Annotated in this window: 21 protein-coding genes; 9 read left to right on the plus strand and 12 right to left on the minus strand. The window is 61.9% G+C overall.

What is annotated here, in order from left to right:
* Nucleotides 1-25: 25 nt before the first annotated feature.
* A complete protein-coding gene (locus NKH43_RS23175) occupies nt 26-1,372 on the minus strand; it encodes a PRC-barrel domain-containing protein (protein WP_352480849.1) in 1,347 nt (448 codons plus the stop codon).
* A gap of 252 nt (nt 1,373-1,624) precedes the next feature.
* Between NKH43_RS23175 and NKH43_RS23180 the strand changes: the two genes are divergently transcribed.
* On the plus strand, nt 1,625-2,545 hold the full coding sequence (locus NKH43_RS23180; RefSeq protein WP_352480850.1) for a diacylglycerol/lipid kinase family protein: 921 nt from the start codon (nt 1,625-1,627) through the stop codon (nt 2,543-2,545).
* A gap of 59 nt (nt 2,546-2,604) precedes the next feature.
* On the opposite strand, the gene NKH43_RS23185 is transcribed toward NKH43_RS23180, so the two are convergent.
* On the minus strand, nt 2,605-2,778 hold the full coding sequence (locus NKH43_RS23185) for a hypothetical protein (protein ID WP_023720914.1): 174 nt from the start codon (nt 2,776-2,778) through the stop codon (nt 2,605-2,607).
* A gap of 146 nt (nt 2,779-2,924) precedes the next feature.
* Here NKH43_RS23185 and NKH43_RS23190 point away from each other — a divergent pair, with 146 nt between their 5' ends.
* Nucleotides 2,925-4,451: a sensor histidine kinase gene (locus tag NKH43_RS23190; RefSeq protein WP_352855464.1), complete on the plus strand. Its 1,527-nt coding sequence runs from the start codon at nt 2,925-2,927 to the stop codon at nt 4,449-4,451.
* A gap of 58 nt (nt 4,452-4,509) precedes the next feature.
* On the opposite strand, the gene NKH43_RS23195 is transcribed toward NKH43_RS23190, so the two are convergent.
* Entirely contained in the window at nt 4,510-4,989 is a 480-nt protein-coding gene (locus NKH43_RS23195) for a hypothetical protein (RefSeq protein WP_023720916.1), read from the minus strand.
* Between the two features lie 10 nt (nt 4,990-4,999).
* Entirely contained in the window at nt 5,000-5,326 is a 327-nt protein-coding gene (locus tag NKH43_RS23200; RefSeq protein ID WP_023720917.1) for an ElaB/YgaM/YqjD family protein, read from the minus strand.
* Nucleotides 5,327-5,552: 226 nt separating this feature from the next.
* Here NKH43_RS23200 and NKH43_RS23205 point away from each other — a divergent pair, with 226 nt between their 5' ends.
* Nucleotides 5,553-5,921 (plus strand): response regulator, encoded by a 369-nt coding sequence (locus NKH43_RS23205; protein WP_352480853.1) that lies wholly within the window; start codon nt 5,553-5,555, stop codon nt 5,919-5,921.
* Between the two features lie 31 nt (nt 5,922-5,952).
* On the opposite strand, the gene NKH43_RS23210 is transcribed toward NKH43_RS23205, so the two are convergent.
* Nucleotides 5,953-6,504, minus strand: a complete 552-nt coding sequence (locus tag NKH43_RS23210; protein WP_023678544.1) for a sigma-70 family RNA polymerase sigma factor — start codon at nt 6,502-6,504, stop codon at nt 5,953-5,955.
* Nucleotides 6,505-6,507: 3 nt separating this feature from the next.
* Complete coding sequence (locus NKH43_RS23215; protein WP_023720919.1) at nt 6,508-6,711, minus strand: NepR family anti-sigma factor; 204 nt, start codon at nt 6,709-6,711, stop codon at nt 6,508-6,510.
* 215 nt (nt 6,712-6,926) lie between these two features.
* Between NKH43_RS23215 and NKH43_RS23220 the strand changes: the two genes are divergently transcribed.
* The 5 genes from NKH43_RS23220 (at nt 6,927) to NKH43_RS23240 (ending at nt 10,252) form a co-directional block, all read left to right on the plus strand.
* On the plus strand, nt 6,927-7,721 hold the full coding sequence (locus NKH43_RS23220; protein WP_023678542.1) for a response regulator: 795 nt from the start codon (nt 6,927-6,929) through the stop codon (nt 7,719-7,721).
* Nucleotides 7,722-7,962: 241 nt separating this feature from the next.
* On the plus strand, nt 7,963-8,127 hold the full coding sequence (locus tag NKH43_RS23225) for a DUF1328 domain-containing protein (RefSeq protein ID WP_023678541.1): 165 nt from the start codon (nt 7,963-7,965) through the stop codon (nt 8,125-8,127).
* A 190-nt stretch (nt 8,128-8,317) separates the two neighbouring features.
* Nucleotides 8,318-9,352 (plus strand): sensor histidine kinase, encoded by a 1,035-nt coding sequence (locus NKH43_RS23230; protein ID WP_352515608.1) that lies wholly within the window; start codon nt 8,318-8,320, stop codon nt 9,350-9,352.
* Nucleotides 9,353-9,490: 138 nt separating this feature from the next.
* Nucleotides 9,491-9,661, plus strand: coding sequence for a hypothetical protein (locus NKH43_RS23235; RefSeq protein WP_352494195.1), 171 nt, complete (start codon nt 9,491-9,493; stop codon nt 9,659-9,661).
* 345 nt (nt 9,662-10,006) lie between these two features.
* Nucleotides 10,007-10,252: a YMGG-like glycine zipper-containing protein gene (locus NKH43_RS23240; RefSeq protein WP_006328050.1), complete on the plus strand. Its 246-nt coding sequence runs from the start codon at nt 10,007-10,009 to the stop codon at nt 10,250-10,252.
* Between the two features lie 99 nt (nt 10,253-10,351).
* Here the strand turns inward: NKH43_RS23240 and NKH43_RS23245 are convergent, their stop codons facing one another.
* From NKH43_RS23245 to xylF, 4 genes are all read right to left on the minus strand, one after another.
* Nucleotides 10,352-11,974 carry a CHASE domain-containing protein gene (locus tag NKH43_RS23245; RefSeq protein ID WP_352817753.1) on the minus strand — a complete coding sequence of 541 codons (1,623 nt, stop codon included), beginning with the start codon at nt 11,972-11,974 and terminating at the stop codon, nt 10,352-10,354.
* Between the two features lie 129 nt (nt 11,975-12,103).
* Nucleotides 12,104-12,904, minus strand: a complete 801-nt coding sequence (locus NKH43_RS23250; RefSeq protein ID WP_023720922.1) for an ATP-binding cassette domain-containing protein — start codon at nt 12,902-12,904, stop codon at nt 12,104-12,106.
* A 14-nt stretch (nt 12,905-12,918) separates the two neighbouring features.
* Entirely contained in the window at nt 12,919-14,250 is a 1,332-nt protein-coding gene (locus NKH43_RS23255; protein ID WP_352494194.1) for a sugar ABC transporter permease, read from the minus strand.
* A 142-nt stretch (nt 14,251-14,392) separates the two neighbouring features.
* A complete protein-coding gene (gene xylF / locus NKH43_RS23260) occupies nt 14,393-15,433 on the minus strand; it encodes a D-xylose ABC transporter substrate-binding protein (RefSeq protein WP_352494193.1) in 1,041 nt (346 codons plus the stop codon).
* Between the two features lie 286 nt (nt 15,434-15,719).
* Between xylF and NKH43_RS23265 the strand changes: the two genes are divergently transcribed.
* On the plus strand, nt 15,720-16,964 hold the full coding sequence (locus NKH43_RS23265) for an ROK family protein (protein WP_023720925.1): 1,245 nt from the start codon (nt 15,720-15,722) through the stop codon (nt 16,962-16,964).
* Between the two features lie 9 nt (nt 16,965-16,973).
* Here the strand turns inward: NKH43_RS23265 and phoB are convergent, their stop codons facing one another.
* Together phoB and phoU are read right to left on the minus strand one after the other, a co-directional pair.
* A complete protein-coding gene (gene phoB, locus NKH43_RS23270) occupies nt 16,974-17,663 on the minus strand; it encodes a phosphate regulon transcriptional regulator PhoB (protein WP_031194536.1) in 690 nt (229 codons plus the stop codon).
* Nucleotides 17,664-17,679: 16 nt separating this feature from the next.
* Nucleotides 17,680-18,387, minus strand: coding sequence for a phosphate signaling complex protein PhoU (phoU, locus tag NKH43_RS23275; protein WP_023720927.1), 708 nt, complete (start codon nt 18,385-18,387; stop codon nt 17,680-17,682).
* Between the last annotated feature and the right edge of the window lie 17 nt (nt 18,388-18,404).

Consider the following 18,404-nt stretch of genomic DNA (forward strand, 5'->3'; position numbering starts at 1 on the left):
GCTTACCTGTCGACTGAGATGCAGCTTACCGCATGATCATGCGCTGTTTGTCGCGGTTTTGCGCATAGCTGCCCTTGTCATAGGCGGCCTGCGCCTCGAGCTGCTCCTTGGTGAAGTTCGTGTAGAGATAGCGCTTGCCGTTCTTGTCGGTCATGAATTTCAGGTTGTCCATACCGACTGCCACCTCCTTCTCGCCGACGCCGAGGAAGCCGCCGACGTCGATGATGACTGCGTCGACCTTCTTGTCGCCGCTCAGCACGACGTCGCCGATCTCGCCGACATTGGCATCATTGGCGCCGTAAACGGTTGTTCCAACCAGATCCTCGGCCCGGATTTCGCCTATCGGCATTTCAGTCAGCGTCGACTTGTCGATCGAGCCGGTCTTGGTCTGGTCGGCCGCGGAATTAGCCGTGGGCGCCGGCGCCGGGGCATTTTGAGCCGTTTTACTGGCTTGGTCAGTGTTGCTGGTCGTCGCGGTGTTGCTGGCCGTCACGGTAGGCGTGACGGTGGCAGGCGCAGTAGCCGCGGCATCGTTCGACGCAGTGGTTGCCGGGGCCGGATCATAGGCCTTGCGGTTGAAGTCCGGCTGTGCCTGCAGCTCTTCCTTGGTCGTTTGCGCGACCAGCCAGCGATCGCCGTTCCTCTCGGCCCACTGCGCCTTGTCGAAATCATAGGCGACGTTCTTTTCGCCGATGCCGAGGAAGCCGCCGACACCGATGATCAGCGATTGCGCCTTGGCTTCCTTGTTGATGACGATGTCGTTCACGTCACCGATGTTTTGGGCGTCGTCGCCGGTGCCGTTATAGACGGTCTCGCCGATGATATTGGTGGCGAGATTGCCCTCGGCGCGCTTCACTGGCTCAGCCGGCGCGGCAGGCGCCGGGGTTGTATTTTGCGCGCTGGTGGAAGGGGCGGCAGGCGCCGCATTATCCGCCGAAGCTGGTGGCGGAGGCGGATCGTAAGGCCTCCGGTCGAAATCCGGCTGAGCCGTCAACTCATCCTTCGTCGTTTGCGCTATCAGCCAACGGTCGCCATTTCTTTCGGCCCATTGCATCTTTTTGTAGTCGAAAGCGACGTTCTTGGTTCCTATGCCAAGAAAACCGCCGACGCCGATGACGACGGATTTTACCTCGCCGCGCTCGTCGAAGACGACGTCGCTGATGTTGCCGATATTCTGGGCATCGTCGCCGGTGCCATTATAGACGGATTCGCCGATGATGTTGGTGGCAAGGCTGCCCTCGGCACGTATCGCCGGAGCGGTATCCTGGGCGGCGGGTGGTTGCGCCGGCGCCGGGGTCGTCGCCGATTGCGCAAATGCACCCGTCGCAATCAATGTTGCGACTGCTGTCGTGGTTAAAAGGGTGCGGATCATCTTAGTGTCTCCTCGTCGGTGATTTCGTGCACGCCCTGCCCGCCTGGCGTCACTGCGGGCGCAGCGTCTTCTGCATGTTCACAACGTTGTGACCACACTGTTGTTCCGAAAAAAGCCGCGGTGCACCCTGTGCGATGTCAATGGTTCTCGGATTCGCCGCGCTGGTCGAACGGAACATTTTCTCGGCCGCCCCGTTCCACTCCCGGCTGGGGCCCCGCCCCGGCCCGATAGGTGCTGGAAAATGGAACGGCCATGCGGTTTGCAGCGGTGCTGAACAAGGACGGGGGCACCCTGCGCACCATCGATCTTGAGGCCTTCGCCAGCCGGATGCGCGGCACGCTTGAGACTGCCGGCCACTCGATCGATATCGAAATCGTCGCCGGCAAGGATATCGTCGCCACGCTGGACGGCGTAGCTTCCAGGCGCGGCATCGACGTCGTGCTGGCGGGCGGCGGCGACGGCACCATTTCGGCCGCGGCAGCCCGTTTGATGAACGGGGAGAAGGCGCTGGCAATTCTGCCGGCTGGCACAATGAACCTTTTTGCGCGCGGCCTCGGTATTCCGCAGACCCTCGATGCGGCACTGAAATCGTTTGCGGACGGCGAGGTGATGGCGATTGACATTGCAACAGCCAACGGCCGGCCTTTCGTGCATCAATTCTCGATCGGCATGCACGCCAGGATGGTGCAACTGCGCCAGAAGATGGAATTCGGCTCGCGGCTGGGGAAGATGCGTGCCTCGGTGCGAGCCGCTTGGGCAACGATCAACAATCCACCGGCGATGAACGTAACGCTGACGGTCGGTGAGGCCGAGATTAGAACCCGGATCACCGGTATCGGCATCACCAACAATCTGTTCGGCGAGGGCCACCTGCCCTATGCCGACGATCCGGCAGGCGGCGTGCTGGGCATCTATGTCACCGTGGCACGGCGGCGCGGCGAATTGATCAGGTTCCTCTTTGACGTCGCCCGTGGGAAATGGCGCGGCAACGAGCATGTCGAAATCCATCAGGCAAACCGCGCCGTTTTGAAAATCCATTCGACGAACAGGAAAGTTCAGGCCGTCATGGACGGCGAACTGGTAAAGCTCGATCGCGAGACGACCGTCGAAATCCATCCGCGCGCGTTGAATGTTCTCGTCCCGGCGCGCGCCGCCGAGGCAAAGGTTGCCTGACGTGAGGTAGCGTGATGTGGGGTTGCGTGATGCGGGTTGGCACGAGAGATGGAGAGAGTCTAGCCGCTGGGTGTGTTGCCCTGCTCGGTCTTAGGCGTCTCGATCATCCAGCCGTAGATTTCGGCGACGCCCCAGGCGATAAAAGCCAGCAACAGCGCGGCGATCAGGATACGAAGGACATGCTGACCCCGCCGCCCTTGACGGGCTTTGTTTTCAGGAACGATTTTTGGCATGGTCTGGCTCCATATTTGGCGCCGGCAGGCGTAGCTAGCAGGGCATTGGCTGGTAACGGCTCCCCGCTGCGAAAGTTCCGGCTCGACAAGGCGGCAAACGGGCCGGTTGGCCTGATCAATCAGCGGGGCCGGCCACTGGGGGCGTAGTGGACGACAATAGCCAGACAAAGCCGGGCCTGCCGGTCGATATTCGCCATGTGGTGGGCGCTGCGGACCGCCTTGCCGTGCTGCACGGCCTCGACGCGCTGGATACGGCTGCCGACCCTGATTTCGACCGTATCAGCGGTCTTGCCGCTTCGGCGATGCAAACGCCTGTCGCACTGATCACGCTGGTCGATGCCGAGCGGCAGTGGTTCAAGTCCTGTATCGGCCTCAACGAGACCGAAACCGCAACCGAGACATCGTTCTGCGCCTATACCATCGCAGCCGGCGACGTGCCGATGGTGGTGGCCGACGCGGCGACGGATCCGCGGTTCAAAGCCAATCCGCTGGTCACCGGCGAGCATCATATCCGCTTTTACGCCGGCGTGCCGATCGTAGTCGACGGCGCACTGATCGGCACGCTCTGCGTGCTCGACCGGAAGCCGCACGCACGTCCCTCTTCTGTCCAGCTCGACCAACTGTCGGCGCTAGCTGGCCTCGCCGCGAGCCTGTTCACGCTGAAGGATGCAACCCGCAGCGCAGCGATTGCTGAGGCCGCACTGGCTCGAGAGGAAAAGCGGCGCGCTATTGCGCTCGATGCAGCTTCGCTCGCCAGTTGGGCATGGGATATCCGCAGCGACATGATCGACTGCGATGTCCTGCTGTCCGAATTGTTCAACTTGCCCAAGTCGAACAGGCTGAGAGCGCGCGACATCCTGACCGCCATCGACCCGCGCGACGTTCATCAGACCGAAACACGCTTTCGCGACGCGCTGACCGGCAGCGACGATTATTTTGGCGAATACCGTGTCAAAGGCCTCGAACCGCCGCGATGGATCGCAACGCGCGGCCGCGTCATAGAGCGCGACGGCGAGGGCAAGCCGACGCTGATCTTCGGCGTCAACTACGATATCACCGAACGCAAGCTTGGCGACGAACGTCAACGGCTGTTGCTGCGCGAGCTCAATCACCGCGTCAAGAACACTCTGGCAACCGTACAGGCGCTGGCGACGCAGACCGTTCGCCATGCCCGTCAGCCAAGCGAATTCCTTGAAGCTTTCAGCGCCAGGCTGCAGGCGCTGGGCGTTGCGCACAGCCTGCTGTCGGACCGCGAGTGGCGCGGCATCGGCATTCGGGAGCTGGTGGAGATCGAAGTAAAGCCGTTTCAAACCGCTGGACAATCGCGCATGGCGATCTCCGGCACCGATGTCCTGCTCTCACCCGACCAGGCAGTCGGACTCGGCCTGATCCTGCATGAACTGGCAAGTAACGCACTACAACATGGGGCGCTCTCGGTTTCTTCCGGAAAGGTCGATCTCAATTGGAAGGTGCAAGGCAGGAAGGGTGCACGACGTCTGTTGCTGGCTTGGCGTGAAAGCGGCGGCCCGCGGGTTGCGCCGCCCGAACGCCATGGCTTCGGCTCGATCCTGATCCGCCGCAGCCTGGCCAAGGTCATTTCCAGCGAGGTGACCCATGAATTCCGGCCCGACGGCGTAATCGCGGAAATATCGATGCCGCTCGACGATTTGTGACGCGAGGATTTTTCGACCGGGCGCCAGAATCGTTTGGGCCGAACTATCCGCTTCCGAACTATTTCCCTTTGCCGGTATCCGGATCGTCGGAGTCGGGCTTCACGTTCTCGCGGTAGATGGCGTAGGCTGCGAGTGCTATCGCCGGGCCGAGAATGGCGCCCAATCCGCCCTTCGCCACGCCACCTTTGCCCTTGAGCAGCGCCGGCAGCACGGCGAGTGCAGCGGCGATGCCGACCGCCTTCATGTCAGCGTTGCGTCGCTTCGCCCGGCGTCTGGCGCGCGAGCCGGCCGACATCCGGTAGACGAGCAGGATGAGACCGGCGATTGCCAGAAAGCCGATCCCGAAGCTCAACGACGCTGCCATCGGTCCATAGCGGGCCGCCGTCCAGATATAGGCTGCCCCGACCAGGAAGCCGAGGCCGCACAGCGCCGCGAGTGCTGCGACCGAATAGACCATCGCAGCGACGCGCGCGCGTTGTATCGCCGCAATGGTTTCGCCCGAGGCGAGGCCCGAGATCAGCGATGCAAGCATTCCCATGCGTGCAGAACTAGCGGCGCGCGAGGAGCGCGAAGAGGAACCCGACGCCTGCGGCGATCGCCAGCGAAGTCACAGGCTTTTCGCGCATATGGGCTATCAGCTGCGCCTCGATGTCTTTGGCGTTGCTGCGCAGGCTGTCGAAGGCTGCTTCGCCCTGGGTTCGCAACTGCTCGACGCCCTCGGCGGCGGCGCGCCGCGCAGCCCCGTAGCCATGTTCGCCAGTTTTGGCCAACAGCTTGGTAAGTTGGTCGATGTCGGCCTTCAGTTGTGCGATGTCGGCCTCAATATCGGAATTCGTGCGGGCTTCGTTCGCGGCCTTTCCTGCGGCAGTCGCCATTGCTTCACTCTCCTTGCTTTTGCTCGGTCGAAAACGCCCAACAGACCCCAAGGTTCCGGCACGAACCTCTTCTAACCCTATCTCCGGCAGCGCTCGTTGCAAATGCCTTGCAAGGGCCGCGGCCGACGCATCCGCCGGCATGTCTTTTTTAAATGACAGCATGCCAAATAGCGATCATGACTTCCCCGGTTTGAAGATAGAGGCGCATTTAAGGAGATATTGCTGCGTGGGCCCATCGCTTGACGGTTTGCGGATTCTTATCCTGGAAGATGAGTTCCTGATTGCCATGGATATCGAGCAGCTTTGTCGCGACTACGGCGCGCTCGATGTGGTCATCGCCCGTGATCTGACTGAGATCGAACAGCAAGACGTTGCCGCGCAGTTCGACGTGGCCATCGTCGACCTCATGCTGAGCGGCGTTTCGACGCTTCAATTTGCTTCACGGCTGCGTGAAGCTGGCATCCCGTTCGTCTTCGCCTCGGGCCAGTCGGATATGGACGAGATCAAGAAATCCTTTCCCGGCGTCAGACTGGTCACCAAGCCCTATTCGGGAGACGATCTCGTCGAGGCAGTGGCAGCGGCCTGCAGGCGCTGAGGGCGCGGAGCGGCTCGAACACGCCCACGCTTCACGCTGCCGTCGACCCCGTTACCTGAGCCGAAATTGCGTCCGGGCCATACTCGTCTTCACCGGAGATCTTCAAGATTTCCTGCAGCCGCGTGCGGGCGCGGCTGACGCGGCTCTTGATCGTTCCGACGGCGCAGCCGCAGATCTCGGCCGCTTCCTCGTAGGAGAAGCCCGATGCGCCGATGAGGATAATGGCTTCGCGCTGGTCTTCGGGCAGCAACTCGAGCGCGCCGCGAAAGTCTTCGAGGTCAAGCTGGCCGTGCTGGGCCGGATGAACGGCAAGTCTGGCCGTCATGACGCCATCGCTGTCCTGCACCTCGCGGCCGCGCTTGCGCATCTGCGAATAGAATTCGTTGCGCAAGATCGTGAACAGCCATGCCTTCAGATTGGTGCCGGGCTGGAAGCTTTCATGCTTGTCCCAGGCCTTGACTAATGTTTCCTGCACCAGGTCGTCGGCCTTGTCGGCATTTTGCGTCAGCGACACGGCAAAAGCCCGCAGGCTCGGGATCGAGCCGAGCAAGTCGGTCTTGAAGCCCTGGGAGACGGCCGCCATGCCTCAGTCCTTCTTCTGTACAGGTTCGGCCTTTTCCAACTGGCTGAGCAGTTGTGCGAAGCGATCCGGCACATTGTCGGAGACCAGCTCGTCGTAATATTGTTTGAGTTTGCGGCCGATTTCCGAGTTCGGCCCAAGCGGGTCGCGGGAAGCAGCCCGGCGCCCGTTGCCAACGCCAGCCGTGGTAGCTTTCGTCATGTTCTTCATTTCGCCCTTTGTCCCAGCCTTAAGCCGCCCTTCAACACATAACGCAAGGCAAGCGGCAGCCTCGTCTGGTTGCCCAACCCCGCCCTAAACGCCAGCCCGCATACTTAGTTCCGCATGACCGGAACTTTTTCGCACAACCCGCGTTTTTAACTTTGGGCTTGCGAACCGTTTTTAGCTGTAACATGTAATCACGTCATATGAGGGAGACGTCCGATATGAGCCTATCAGCAACCATCGCTCCGCACCTGCCGTTCCTGCGCCGCTTCTCGCGCGCGGTATCCGGATCGCAGGAGAGCGGCGACGCGTTGGTCGCCGCAATGCTCGAGGCCATCATTGCCGATGTCGATATCTTTCCGGACGCATCGAACGACCGCATCGCACTCTACAAGGTCTTTGCCAAGCTCTTCACCTCGGTGGCCATTCGCGTTCCGCAGGAGCATGCCCAATCGGCATGGGAGCAGCGCGCCGCGGCCAATCTGAATGCAATCGCGCCTCGTCCCCGCCAGGCCTTTCTGCTGGTCGCCGTCGAAGGCTTCAGCGAAGACGAGGCGGCGGAGATTCTCGACGTCGACGAACAGGAATTCTCCGAACTTCTCGCTCAGGCGAGCAACGAGATCTCCCGTCAGGTGGCAACCGACGTGCTGATCATCGAGGATGAGCCGCTGATCGCCATGGATATCGAGGAAATGGTCGAAAGCCTCGGCCACCGCGTCGTCGGAACAGCGCGCACCCACGCGGAGGCGGTGGCGATGTTCGGCAAGGCGCGGCCAAAGATGGTGCTTGCCGATATTCAGCTCGCCGACGGCAGTTCGGGCATCGCGGCCGTCAATGAAATCCTGTCGTCCACCTCGGTGCCGGTGATCTTCATCACCGCCTTTCCCGAGCGGTTGCTCACCGGCGAGCGGCCGGAACCGGCTTTCCTCGTCACCAAGCCATTCAACCCGGATATGGTCAAGGCTCTTATCAGCCAGGCCCTGTTCTTTGACCGGCACGCGAAGGCCGCGGCATAAAACAGCTGGCGACCGAGTTGCGGCCGCCAGGGTGTGGGATAGCCACTCCCCTTGGACCGGATGGGGGCGTGACGCCGACTTAACACACGACAGCCAACTGCTGCCGAACCTGACGAGAACCTTTTCGCACACACCGCAGCAATTCGGGCCGTAACGATTTTCAGCATCGTCTTTTTCGGGAAATGGTGGAACAAACGGAGGCGAATCACGTTTTCACCGCAGCATTGGAAGGAGATGGATCATGCTTTACTGGGCGCTCGTATTTCTCGTCGTGGCGATCATCGCCGGTGCGCTTGGTTTCGGCGGCATCGCTGGCACTTCGGCCGGCATAGCGCAGATATTGTTCTTCATCTTTCTCGCCTTCCTGATCATATCGCTTATTGCCGGCCTGATCAGACGGGCGTGAATGCCAAGCGGCCATTCAAGCGAACACTGGAAGCCGCACCCCTCAAACGGTTTCCAGCCACCGCCGGGCAGTGTCCTCCAACGGGATGCCGCTCGGCGGACCGCTTTTTAGGGCTCGATCCGAAGCTCCTCCTTTTGGAACCCATTTTTCCGTGAGCCGTTCACCCCGACGTGGGTTGAGCAAATTACCGATGCGTTCCAGAGTCGGAAAAATGAAAGACCGCGGCCAGAGGGATGAGATCATCGCTCTGCATCCCGCCGAAAGCGGAATGCAGCTTGGCCGAGCCCTTCTCCACGCCTTGCACAATGCCGGGATTTCCGTTCTATACCAGGATCGCGAGATGAAGACGGTGTGGGCGCGCAACATGCGCGCACCATGGACCTCTGATGCCTCCGACAACAACGGCATCTTGCCGCCGGCGCAGGCAGAGCGTATCGGCGCCGCCAAGCACGACGTCATCGTCTCCGGCAATCCTCAACATCTCGAACTCAGCGTGCCGGCCGATGATGGCGCCCGCTGGTTTCAGGTATGGATCGACGCCGACCGCAGCGAGACCGGCGCGGTGCAGGGCGTCGTGACCACCATGGTCGAAACAACCGAGCAGAAACGCCGGGAGCAGACGCTGAAGGCGCTGCTGCGCGAGGTCAGTCACCGCTCCAAGAACCTTTTGGCCATCATCCAGAGCATCGCCACCCAGACGGGGCGTTATTCCGGCAGCATTGACGATTTCCTGACGCGTTTCCGGGGCCGATTGCAGTCGCTGGCCTCCTCGCAGGACCTAGTTACGTCATCCAACTGGCGGGGAGCGGCGTTGCGCGAGCTGGTTTCCGGTCAGGTCGGAAGGTACGGCGCGGACCCCATGCACAGCCTGCGTTTCCGCGGCGCAAATCCATATCTCAATCCCAATGCTGCCTTGCACATCGGCTTGGCCATGCATGAGCTCGCCGTCAATTCGGTCAGCTATGGCGCGCTGTCGCGCAGCGATGGTTTCGTCGAGGTGACGGCCGATCTGACGGCCGCTTCCGCTGGCGAGCCTGCGCTGTCGCTGACATGGGCCGAAGTGATCGGAGCCAACGACAATCAACGCAGCGAGAAGCGTTTTGGCAGCGTCGCACTTGAACGCGTCGTGCCCACTTCGTTGAATGGAACGGCGACACTTGAGATCACCGGGAACCGCCTCGAATACCGTCTTGTCGTTCCTCACGGCAATTTCGAGACGGATTGAACGAACGGCGGCCGCAGGAAGAAGGCTGGCTGCATCACCCCGCCTTAACCGACTGTTCACCATAAAGTCCGATCCTGTCCGAACGTGCCGATTCAGCGGACATTGATTGAGTTTGGCACAATATGAAAGGAATGGGCCTTGACGGCTGCCGACTTGAACAGACTGGAACAGGCCGCTCGCGTCTCGATGGGCGGTTTTCAGGATCCCGACGTGTCCGCAGCGCCCGCGCCTCGTGCTTTGCCCCTTCGCTTCGCCGCCTTTGCGCTTATGGCCGCGATCGTCCTGACCGCCGCGTCCCAGTTGATCTGATCGAGCTCGCCTCTGCTTGATTCCTTTGAAACCGCGGCCGAGTGCACGGCGGCGCGCCCCCGTTCGCGGTCATCGACCGGCAGGGCCAAGCCCAACATGTCGGCGCCAAATGTCTTGCCGTCGATCCTGCGCTCGAGGACGGCTATGACAGGATTGTCTGGAATGTGCATCCCGACGCCACGCTCGATGCGTCCTTGGAGATTTCCGAGTTCGTGGTAGCATCGAACGGCGCACGTCCGAAAAGACTATCTTAATCAACAATGAAATCGTGCGCGCAGAGGCCGCACTTTCATGCTAGATGGCGGCTGGAGCTTGTTAAAGTGAGGACAAAGTGAGGATGACTCCATGCGGAAGATGATTATTGCCATGGTTGCCGTGGTTGCGGTCAGCGGCTGCACCACCACGGAAGAGAACGTGGGTATCGGCACTGTGGGCGGCGCGCTTATTGGTGGCGCTGTCGGCGGCGGCAAGGGCGCTTTGATCGGCGCTGGCGCTGGTGCGATTGGCGGTCTGCTGGTTCGCCGCCTGCAAAATGGCTACTGCCAATACAGAGATCGTCACGGCCGGATCTACACAGCTCGCTGCAACTAGTTTCGAGTTCCAGGCGAACAGCAAACGCGGAGGCAGACCACCTGTCTCCGCGTTTGCACTTCCAAAGCGCTGTCGCGATGCGGCTCACGAGACGGCGTTTCAAGCCGGCAGCGGAACCTTGATTTCCACGTTCAAGCCGTTTTCGTGAAAATCGCGCCTGATTGTGCCACGCAACTCGCGTGTGACGTTGAGATCGATCAGTCTGGTGCCGAAACCGCTCTTCGCCGGTGTCTCGAGCTTCCTCTGCCCGGCCTCGCGCCAGTTGAGAGCCAATGTCCGGGCTCCGCCGCGGCCTTCGAGCGACCAGTCGACCTTGAGCGCACCGACTGAATTGCCGGTTTCGCCATGCTTCAGCGCATTCGTCGCCAGTTCGTGAAAGACGAGGCCGAGTGCCTGCGTCGTCTTTTCGTCGAGAAGAACCTCCGGTCCCGACAACAGCCCTTCAGGAAGCTCGCTTCCGAACACCTGGCCAAGCTCGATGCGCAGCAGGTCGCCGAGATCGGCTTTCTGCCAGCGTGAGCGCGTCAGCATGTCCTGGGAAGCCGCCATCGCCTGCAGCCGAGCCGAAAATGATGCCGAGAACTCTTGGACGTCGGCGGTGTGCGATGCTGTCTGGCGCGCGATTGCCAGCACCCGCGTGATCGAGTTCTTGATGCGATGCTTCATCTCCTGCAGCATCAGGTCTTTTTCCAGCAGGCTCTTTTCGGTCGTTTCGTGAAGCAGCGAGACCGCCTCATAGGCCCGCTCCTGATAGCGGGCCACCAGCGCGATGGCGCCCGCAAGCAGTAGCCCGAACAATCCGAGCATCACCGGAATGGCACGCGAGGAAGGTTGCGAGAAAGCACTTGTCGGCCTGAACAGGACGACCCACGGCCGACCGGCAACGGTGATCTTGCGGGTGATCAGCAGCCTGTCGCCAAGGGCTGAAACAGGCGGCGTTTCCGACTGGAACAGCAGGTTGTCACTGTTCACAGCGCCGTCATAGATTTCGGTGTTGACCGGCAACAGAGGTGCCCGGCTGAGCGCAGCCTGGAACAGGTCCCGGGAGCGGAAGGCCGCATAGAGGAAGCCGGCAGTCGAAGATCTCGATGCGTTGACGGCGTCCGGCGCGGTTTCGACATTGAGCCGGACGAAGACGAGGAACCCGGTGAAGGTCTGCGCGGCACCCGTATCCTTGCCGAGCTGCACGAGCCCGCTGGCGTGCAGCTGGTCGTCGACCATCGCCTTTTCGATCGCCTCGCGCCGCACCGGCCCGGCGAACATATCATAACCGATGCTGGATTTATTGGACGGGTCCAGCGGCTCGAACAGCACGATGGGCGTACGCCACGGCAAGTTCGTGTCGGGATAGATCGGATGGCTTGCGCCGTGATCGTGCAGGATATCGCGCTCGACCGCCGCCTCGTTTTCAGTTTTCGCCAGGCGGAGGAAGCCGATGCCGCGCAGGCCGGCGAAATTATTGTCGATGTCGAGCGCGTTGAAGAAAGCCTTGAACTCGCCTTGCGAGATACCGCCATTGCGCGCATCGAACAATGCCCGGGTTGAGCGCAGCAGCGACAGGTCCAGGTCGATGCGGCTTTCGATCCGGTTAAGCGCGTCGTCCGCCGTCGCCTCGAATTTTATACGGGCGGCTTCCTGGGTGGCAAAATAGGCAAAACCCGCCATCGTCAGGCTGATCAGCGCGACGGCGATGAAAGCTACGGTCGGAAAGAGTTTCTTCAATTGCCGATACGTCCCGTGGACGGTTCGGCATCTTTATGGGCAACTCCCGACGCCAACACAATGGGGAGGCCAAAGCATGGTGACTGCTGGCACATTTTGGCGACTTGTGATTAGCCGGCTAATTCTCGTTCAGGCCGCGATCTTCAGGGCGCCCGGCCCTGGGATGGCGCCGGGCGGGCACTTGCCGAGGATGATCATGCCGAGCACCTCGTCCTGGGTGACATCGGTCGTGCGCGCCGTGCCGACAACCCGACCGTTCTTCATGACGCAGACGCGGTCGGCAAGCTCGAACACGTCATGGATGTCATGGCTGATCAGGAAGATGCCGATGCCGTCGGCCTTGAGCTGCCTGACCAGTTCGCCGACCTGTGCCGTCTCCTGCGGCCCGAGTGCCGCTGTCGGCTCGTCCATGATCAGGATGCGGGCGTTGAACAGGATGGCGCGGGCGATCGCAACCGACTGCCGCTGGCCGCCCGAAAGCTTTACCACCGGCTCCTTGAAGCGTTGGAAGCGCGGATTGAGCCTGCCCATCACCTTGCGCGCCTCAGCCTCCATGGCGACGTCGTCGAGCGTACCCCAGCCGGTCATCAGCTCACGGCCGAGAAACAGGTTGGCAGCCGCGTCGACATTATCGGCCAGCGCCAGCGTCTGGTAGATCGTCTCGATACCGTACTTCTTGGCGTCGCGGGGATTGGAGATCGAAGCCTCCTCGCCGTTGACGAAAATCTGGCCCGCATCGCGCTTGTAGGCGCCGGACAGGATTTTTATCAACGTCGATTTGCCGGCACCGTTATGGCCGAGCAAAGCCATCACCTCGCCCGGAAAAAGATCGACCGAGGCATCGTCGACGGCGCGAATGCCGCCGAAGGCGATCGAGATGTTGCGCATGTCGATCAGCGGCGTGCCCGTGGGAGCGGTCCTGTCTGCCATGCTCGTTCTCCTCACTAGACCCGTTTGCGATAGACGGTATCGAGCCACACCGCGACCACCAGCACGGCGCCGACAACGATGCTCTGCAGCGGCGAATCGATGCCGAGCAGCACCATGCCGGATTGCAGCGACTGCATCAAAAGCGCGCCGAGCATGGCGCCGAGCACCGTGCCGGAGCCGCCGGCGAGCGACGTGCCGCCGATCACGGCCGCCGCGATGACCAGCAGCTCGTCCAGGGTCCCCAGCGCATTAGTCGACGCGTTGAGGCGCGCCGATGCGATCGCCGCACTGATCGCGGCCAGCACGCCCATGATCATGAACACCTTCATGGTGACCCAGCGTGTGTTGATGCCGGCGAGTTCGGCCGCTTCCGGATTGCCGCCTATGGCAAAGACATAGCGGCCGAAACGGGTGCGTCTGGTGATGAAGGTCATGACGATGCCCGCGGCCACGGCCATCAGCACAGGTATGGCGATGCCGTGGGCGATGAACAACCCGCCCTCGGGAACGGTGATGCCGTTCTGCTGGGCATATTGGCGTACGATGCCGACCGGCCAAGGATAGGAATTGGCGATCCACACGGCGCCGAGGATGGCGGCGCAGGCTATCACGCCGAGCAAGCTTTCCGCCCAGACAGGGCGCAGCGGAAAGTTGAAGCGCTTGCGCTGCGAGCGGCCGTTGAAGAGCATGAAGGCAACGGCCGCGCAGGCGAGGACACCGACGATCCAGCTCCAGGTGGCGCCGATCGAGCCCCGTGGTCCGCCGCCCATCAGCTGGAAGGTCCTGTCCAGCGGCGCAACGGTGCGCCCGCTGGTGATCAGCCATGCCATGCCGCGCCAGACCAGCAATCCGCCGAGCGTCACGATAAAGGCAGGAACCTGGAGATAGGCGATGATGAAACCCTGAAACGCTCCGATAGCCAGGCCGAGCACCAGGCCGGCGGCCAGTGCGATGACCCACAGCCAGGGGCTGCCAAGCTGAAATCCCATGATGCGGACGAGGAATTCGGCCTGCGCCACGCCCATCACCATGCCGATCACGCCTTCCACGGAGCCGACGGAAAGATCGATGTTACGCATCACGATGACCAGCACCATGCCGGTCGCCATGATCGCCACCGACGAGGTCTGCACCGAAAGGTTCCAGAGATTGCGCGGCGTCAGGAAGAGCCCGCCCGACAGTATGTGGATCCCGACCCAGATGACCAGCAGCGCGCCGACCATGCCGAGCATGCGCGTGTCGAGTTCGGTTGCCTTGAGAAATCGGGCAACGACGCCGGCCTCCGATTCCCGCGCCCGGTCTGCCGTCGAGCTGTCGACCGGCGTGTTGGAAGTCGTGTCGGTCATGATGTTTCTCCCGCCGGGTTGCCGTCTGCCGCGGATGCCGGAAGCAGCCTAGAAGTTATCCGCCGGAAGCGGAAAAACAATTCTTTCTTGAAAAAACGCCGCGGCAAGCGGCCGCGGCGTTCGGACTTCTCGGAAACTCGGATCAGTTGCAGACCGGAACAGCGCCCGCCGCCACGCCCGCGCAGACCTCTTCTTTCTTGATCCAGCCGGCGTCGATGACGACGTTGAGGTTGTCCTTGGTGATGGCGACCGGGGTCAGGAACAGGGACTTTACGGTGTTGCCGCCGGGCGTGGTGAAATCCTTCACGCCGGCAATGTCGGTCATCTGCTTGCCGTCGGCCAATTGCGAGGCGATCTCGGCGGCGTTCTTGCCGAGCTCGCGCGCGTCCTTCCACACCGAGACCGTCTGTGTGCCGAGCGCGATGCGGTTCAGCGCGGCGTGGTCGCCGTCCTGGCCCGAGACCGGAACCGATCCAGCCAACCCTTGCGCCGTCAGTGCGGCGACGACGCCGCCGGCAGTGCCGTCGTTAGCGGCGACCACCGCATCGACCTTGTTGTCGTTCGCGGTCAGGAACTGTTCCATGTTCTTCTGGGCGTTGGCCGGCAGCCAGCCGTCGGTATAGGCCTCGCCGACATTCTTGATCTTGCCGCTGTCGATGGCGTCCTTCAGCACTTCCATCGAACCGGCAAAAAGGAAATCGGCATTCGGATCGGCGCCCGAGCCCTTGATGAAGACATAGTTGCCTTCCGGCTTCACCTTGAACACGTCGCGGGCCTGCATGCGGCCGACTTCCTTGTTGTCGAAGGTCAGGTAAAAGACGTCCTTGTTCTCGATCAGCCGGTCGTAGCCGACAACCGGAATACCTTCGTCCAGCGCCTTTTGCACGGCCGGCCCTATCGCCGAGGCGTCCTGCGCCAGGATGATCAGTGCGTTGGCGCCCTGCGAGATCAGGCTCTCGACGTCGGTGAGCTGCTTGCCCGGATTGGACTGTGCGTCGGCGGAGATATACTTGTCGCCGGCAGCCTCGATGGCCGCCTTCATTGCGGCTTCGTCGGTCTTCCAGCGCTCTTCCTGGAAGTTCGACCAGGAAACGCCGATGACCTTGTCCTTAGCCTGCGCCACCGACGCAAGCGCCAGCGTCATGGCGACACCCGCCAGAATGGCGGTCGTGAATTTCTTCATCATATCCTCCCTGCGCCGCGTACGGCGTGACCAATTGGCCCCAAAGGCCAGCTTAGAGGCGCTAATTTTTTCGAGCCTCGAAAAAATACTGGCCCGATCTCCCGCTGCTGTCAACATCGATTCTGATGGATTTTGATGTTGCTGCGACTTTTTTCGAGCTTCGGAATAAACGATGACAGCGCCACCTGCATCTGACACTATTTGCCTCATCCGACACTATTTGTCGGCATTACCGACGGCTTCCGGTTCATGAGCGGCCGCGGCAAACCGGGAGGAAAGCAAAACGATGTCGGTCGGAATCCGCCATGACGATTTGCGCCGGCGCAACCGGGCGATGGTGATCTCGGCCGTGCGCCGGGCCGGCCAGCCATCGCGTACGGAGATCGCCGCAACCACCGGCCTCAGCCATTCGACCATATCGGCGATCTCCTCCGACCTGATACGGGAAGGCATCCTCGCCGAGAGCAAGGCAAGCGAACCCGTTTCGTTGAAACGCGGTCGTCCGCAGGTCGGCCTCGCCCTCAATCCGGAAGCGGCGGCGGTGCTGACCGTGGTGTTGTCGCTGAATTTCCTGTCGGCCGCCATCATCGACTATGCGGGGCAGGTGGTCGCCGAGGAACAGCGCCGGCTGGACACGCTGACCATGCCGCGCGACGAACTGATCCGCGAATGCATGGCCATCGTCCGGCGCCGGCTGGACGATCCAGATCTTGACGTCCGCAGTGTCGCCCGCATCGCCCTGGCGATTCAGGGAATTACCGACTCCCCTGCACGCGCCATGCTGTGGTCGCCGATCACGCCCCAGACGGACATCGCCTTTGCCGACATGCTGGAAGATGAATTCGGCATCCCGGCCACGGTGGAGAACGACTGCAATATGATGGCGGTGGCTTTGCGCTGGCGCGATCCGGATCGCTATCGCGACGACTTCATCGCCATCCTGCTTTCGCACGGCATCGGCATGGGGCTGGTGTTGAAGGGCGAGCTGTTCACCGGCACGCATTCCTCGGGCGGCGAGTTTGGCCACATGATCCATCGTCCGGGCGGCGCGCTCTGCCGTTGCGGGCGGCGCGGCTGCATCGAGGCCTATGCCGGCAATTACGCCATCTGGCGCAACGCCACGCAGATGAGCGAAGACAGCCAACCGGTCGCCGACGTCAGCGACGCCGACATGCGCGCGCTGGCGGTTCGGGCGCGCGAGAAGGACGGGCCGGAACGCGAAGCCTACCGCAAGGCCGGCGAAGCGCTGGGTTTCGGTCTCGGCTCGCTGTTCGCGCTGATCGATCCGGCACCGGTCGCAATGGTCGGCGCCAGTGCCGCCGCCTTTGATCTGATCGAGCCGGCCTTGCGGAAGGCCATCGCCCAGACCGCCGGCGGCCAGCATTCGGGCTCGATCTCCTTCGATACCGAGCCGAACGAATTGCCGCTGATCCGCGAAGGCTGTGCAATGCGGGCGTTAAGCTTCGTCGACCAGCAGATTTTCGCGCCGGGCGCGCAAATGAGGCCCGGCGTCAGAAAGAACGTAGCCTGACTGGGCGGGTCAATCTTCCCTGATCGCGTAGCCGGCACCGCGGATGGTGCGGATGACATCAGGCATGCGGCCGTTGTTGACGGCTTTGCGCAGCCGCCCGACATGCACGTCGACGGTGCGTTCGTCGATATAGATCGTCTCGCCCCAGACATTATCGAGTAACTGGCTGCGCGAGAAGACGCGGCCCGGATGCCGCATCATGAATTCGAGCAACCGGAATTCGGTCGGCCCGAGCCGGATCTCGGTCTTCTTGCGATACACCCTGTGCGATTCGCGATCGAGCACGATGTCGCCGACCTTCAGCACGCTGGACAGCACTTCCGGCTTGGCGCGGCGCAGCAGCGCCTTGACCCTGGCCATGAATTCCGGTGTCGAAAACGGTTTGACCAGATAGTCGTCGGCGCCGGTCGAAAGACCGCGTACCCGGTCGCTCTCCTCGCCGCGCGCGGTCAGCATGATGATCGGCAGCCGTTCGGTTTCGGGGCGCACCCGCAACCGGCGGCAGAGCTCGATGCCGGAAACCGCTGGTATCATCCAGTCGAGCACCAGAAGATCGGGCACATTCTCCTGCAAACGGATCTCGGCTTCGTCGCCGCGTGTCACCACCTCGACCTGGTAGCCTTCGGATTCGAGATTGTAGCGGAGCAGCACACCCAACGGCTCCTCGTCCTCCACCACCATTATGCGTGGTGCGATCATCGGCTGGGCACCCCCATCATGTCGCCGGTGCGGACATTGTCGTTTCGTCTTGCTTCGGACGATTGACCGGCAATTGCTCGCCGGTCAGCACATAATACGCATTTTCGGCGATGTTGGTGACATGGTCGCCGATCCGCTCCAGATTCTTGGCGCAGAACAGCAGATGCGTGCAAGCGGTGATGTTGCGCGGGTCTTCCATCATGTAGGTCAACAGTTCGCGGAACACCGACGTATATTTGACGTCGATGCGCTCGTCGGCGGCGCGTAGCTTGGCCAACGCGGCCGCATCGCCTGCAGCATACTCCTCGATGACGCCCTGCACCTGGATGAGCACCAGCTGCGCCATCGCATCGATGGAATGCGATAGGTCGCGCGGTGTGACGCTAAGGCCGACCGCACTCACACGCTTGGCGATATTCTTGGCAAGGTCGCCGATGCGTTCGAGATCGCCGGCCATGCGGATCGCCCCGACGACATGGCGCAGATCGTGGGCCATCGGCTGGCGCTTGGCGATCAGGGTGATGGCGCGGTCGTCCAGTTCGCGTTGACGCGCATCCATGATGGCATCGTCGGAAACGACGCGTTGCGCCAGCACGTTGTCAGAATTCAACAGGGCCTTGGTCGCCCCGCCGACCATCGAACCGGCGAGGTCGGCCATGTCGCGGATCAGCTTGCTGATCTGCTCGAGATCCTCGTCGAAAGAAGCGACTGTGTGTTCGCCCATGGTCCTGTCCTTATATG

Origin of the sequence: Mesorhizobium sp. M1163 (genome assembly GCF_040318415.1) — a bacterium.
In the GTDB taxonomy this organism is placed as follows: domain Bacteria; phylum Pseudomonadota; class Alphaproteobacteria; order Rhizobiales; family Rhizobiaceae; genus Mesorhizobium.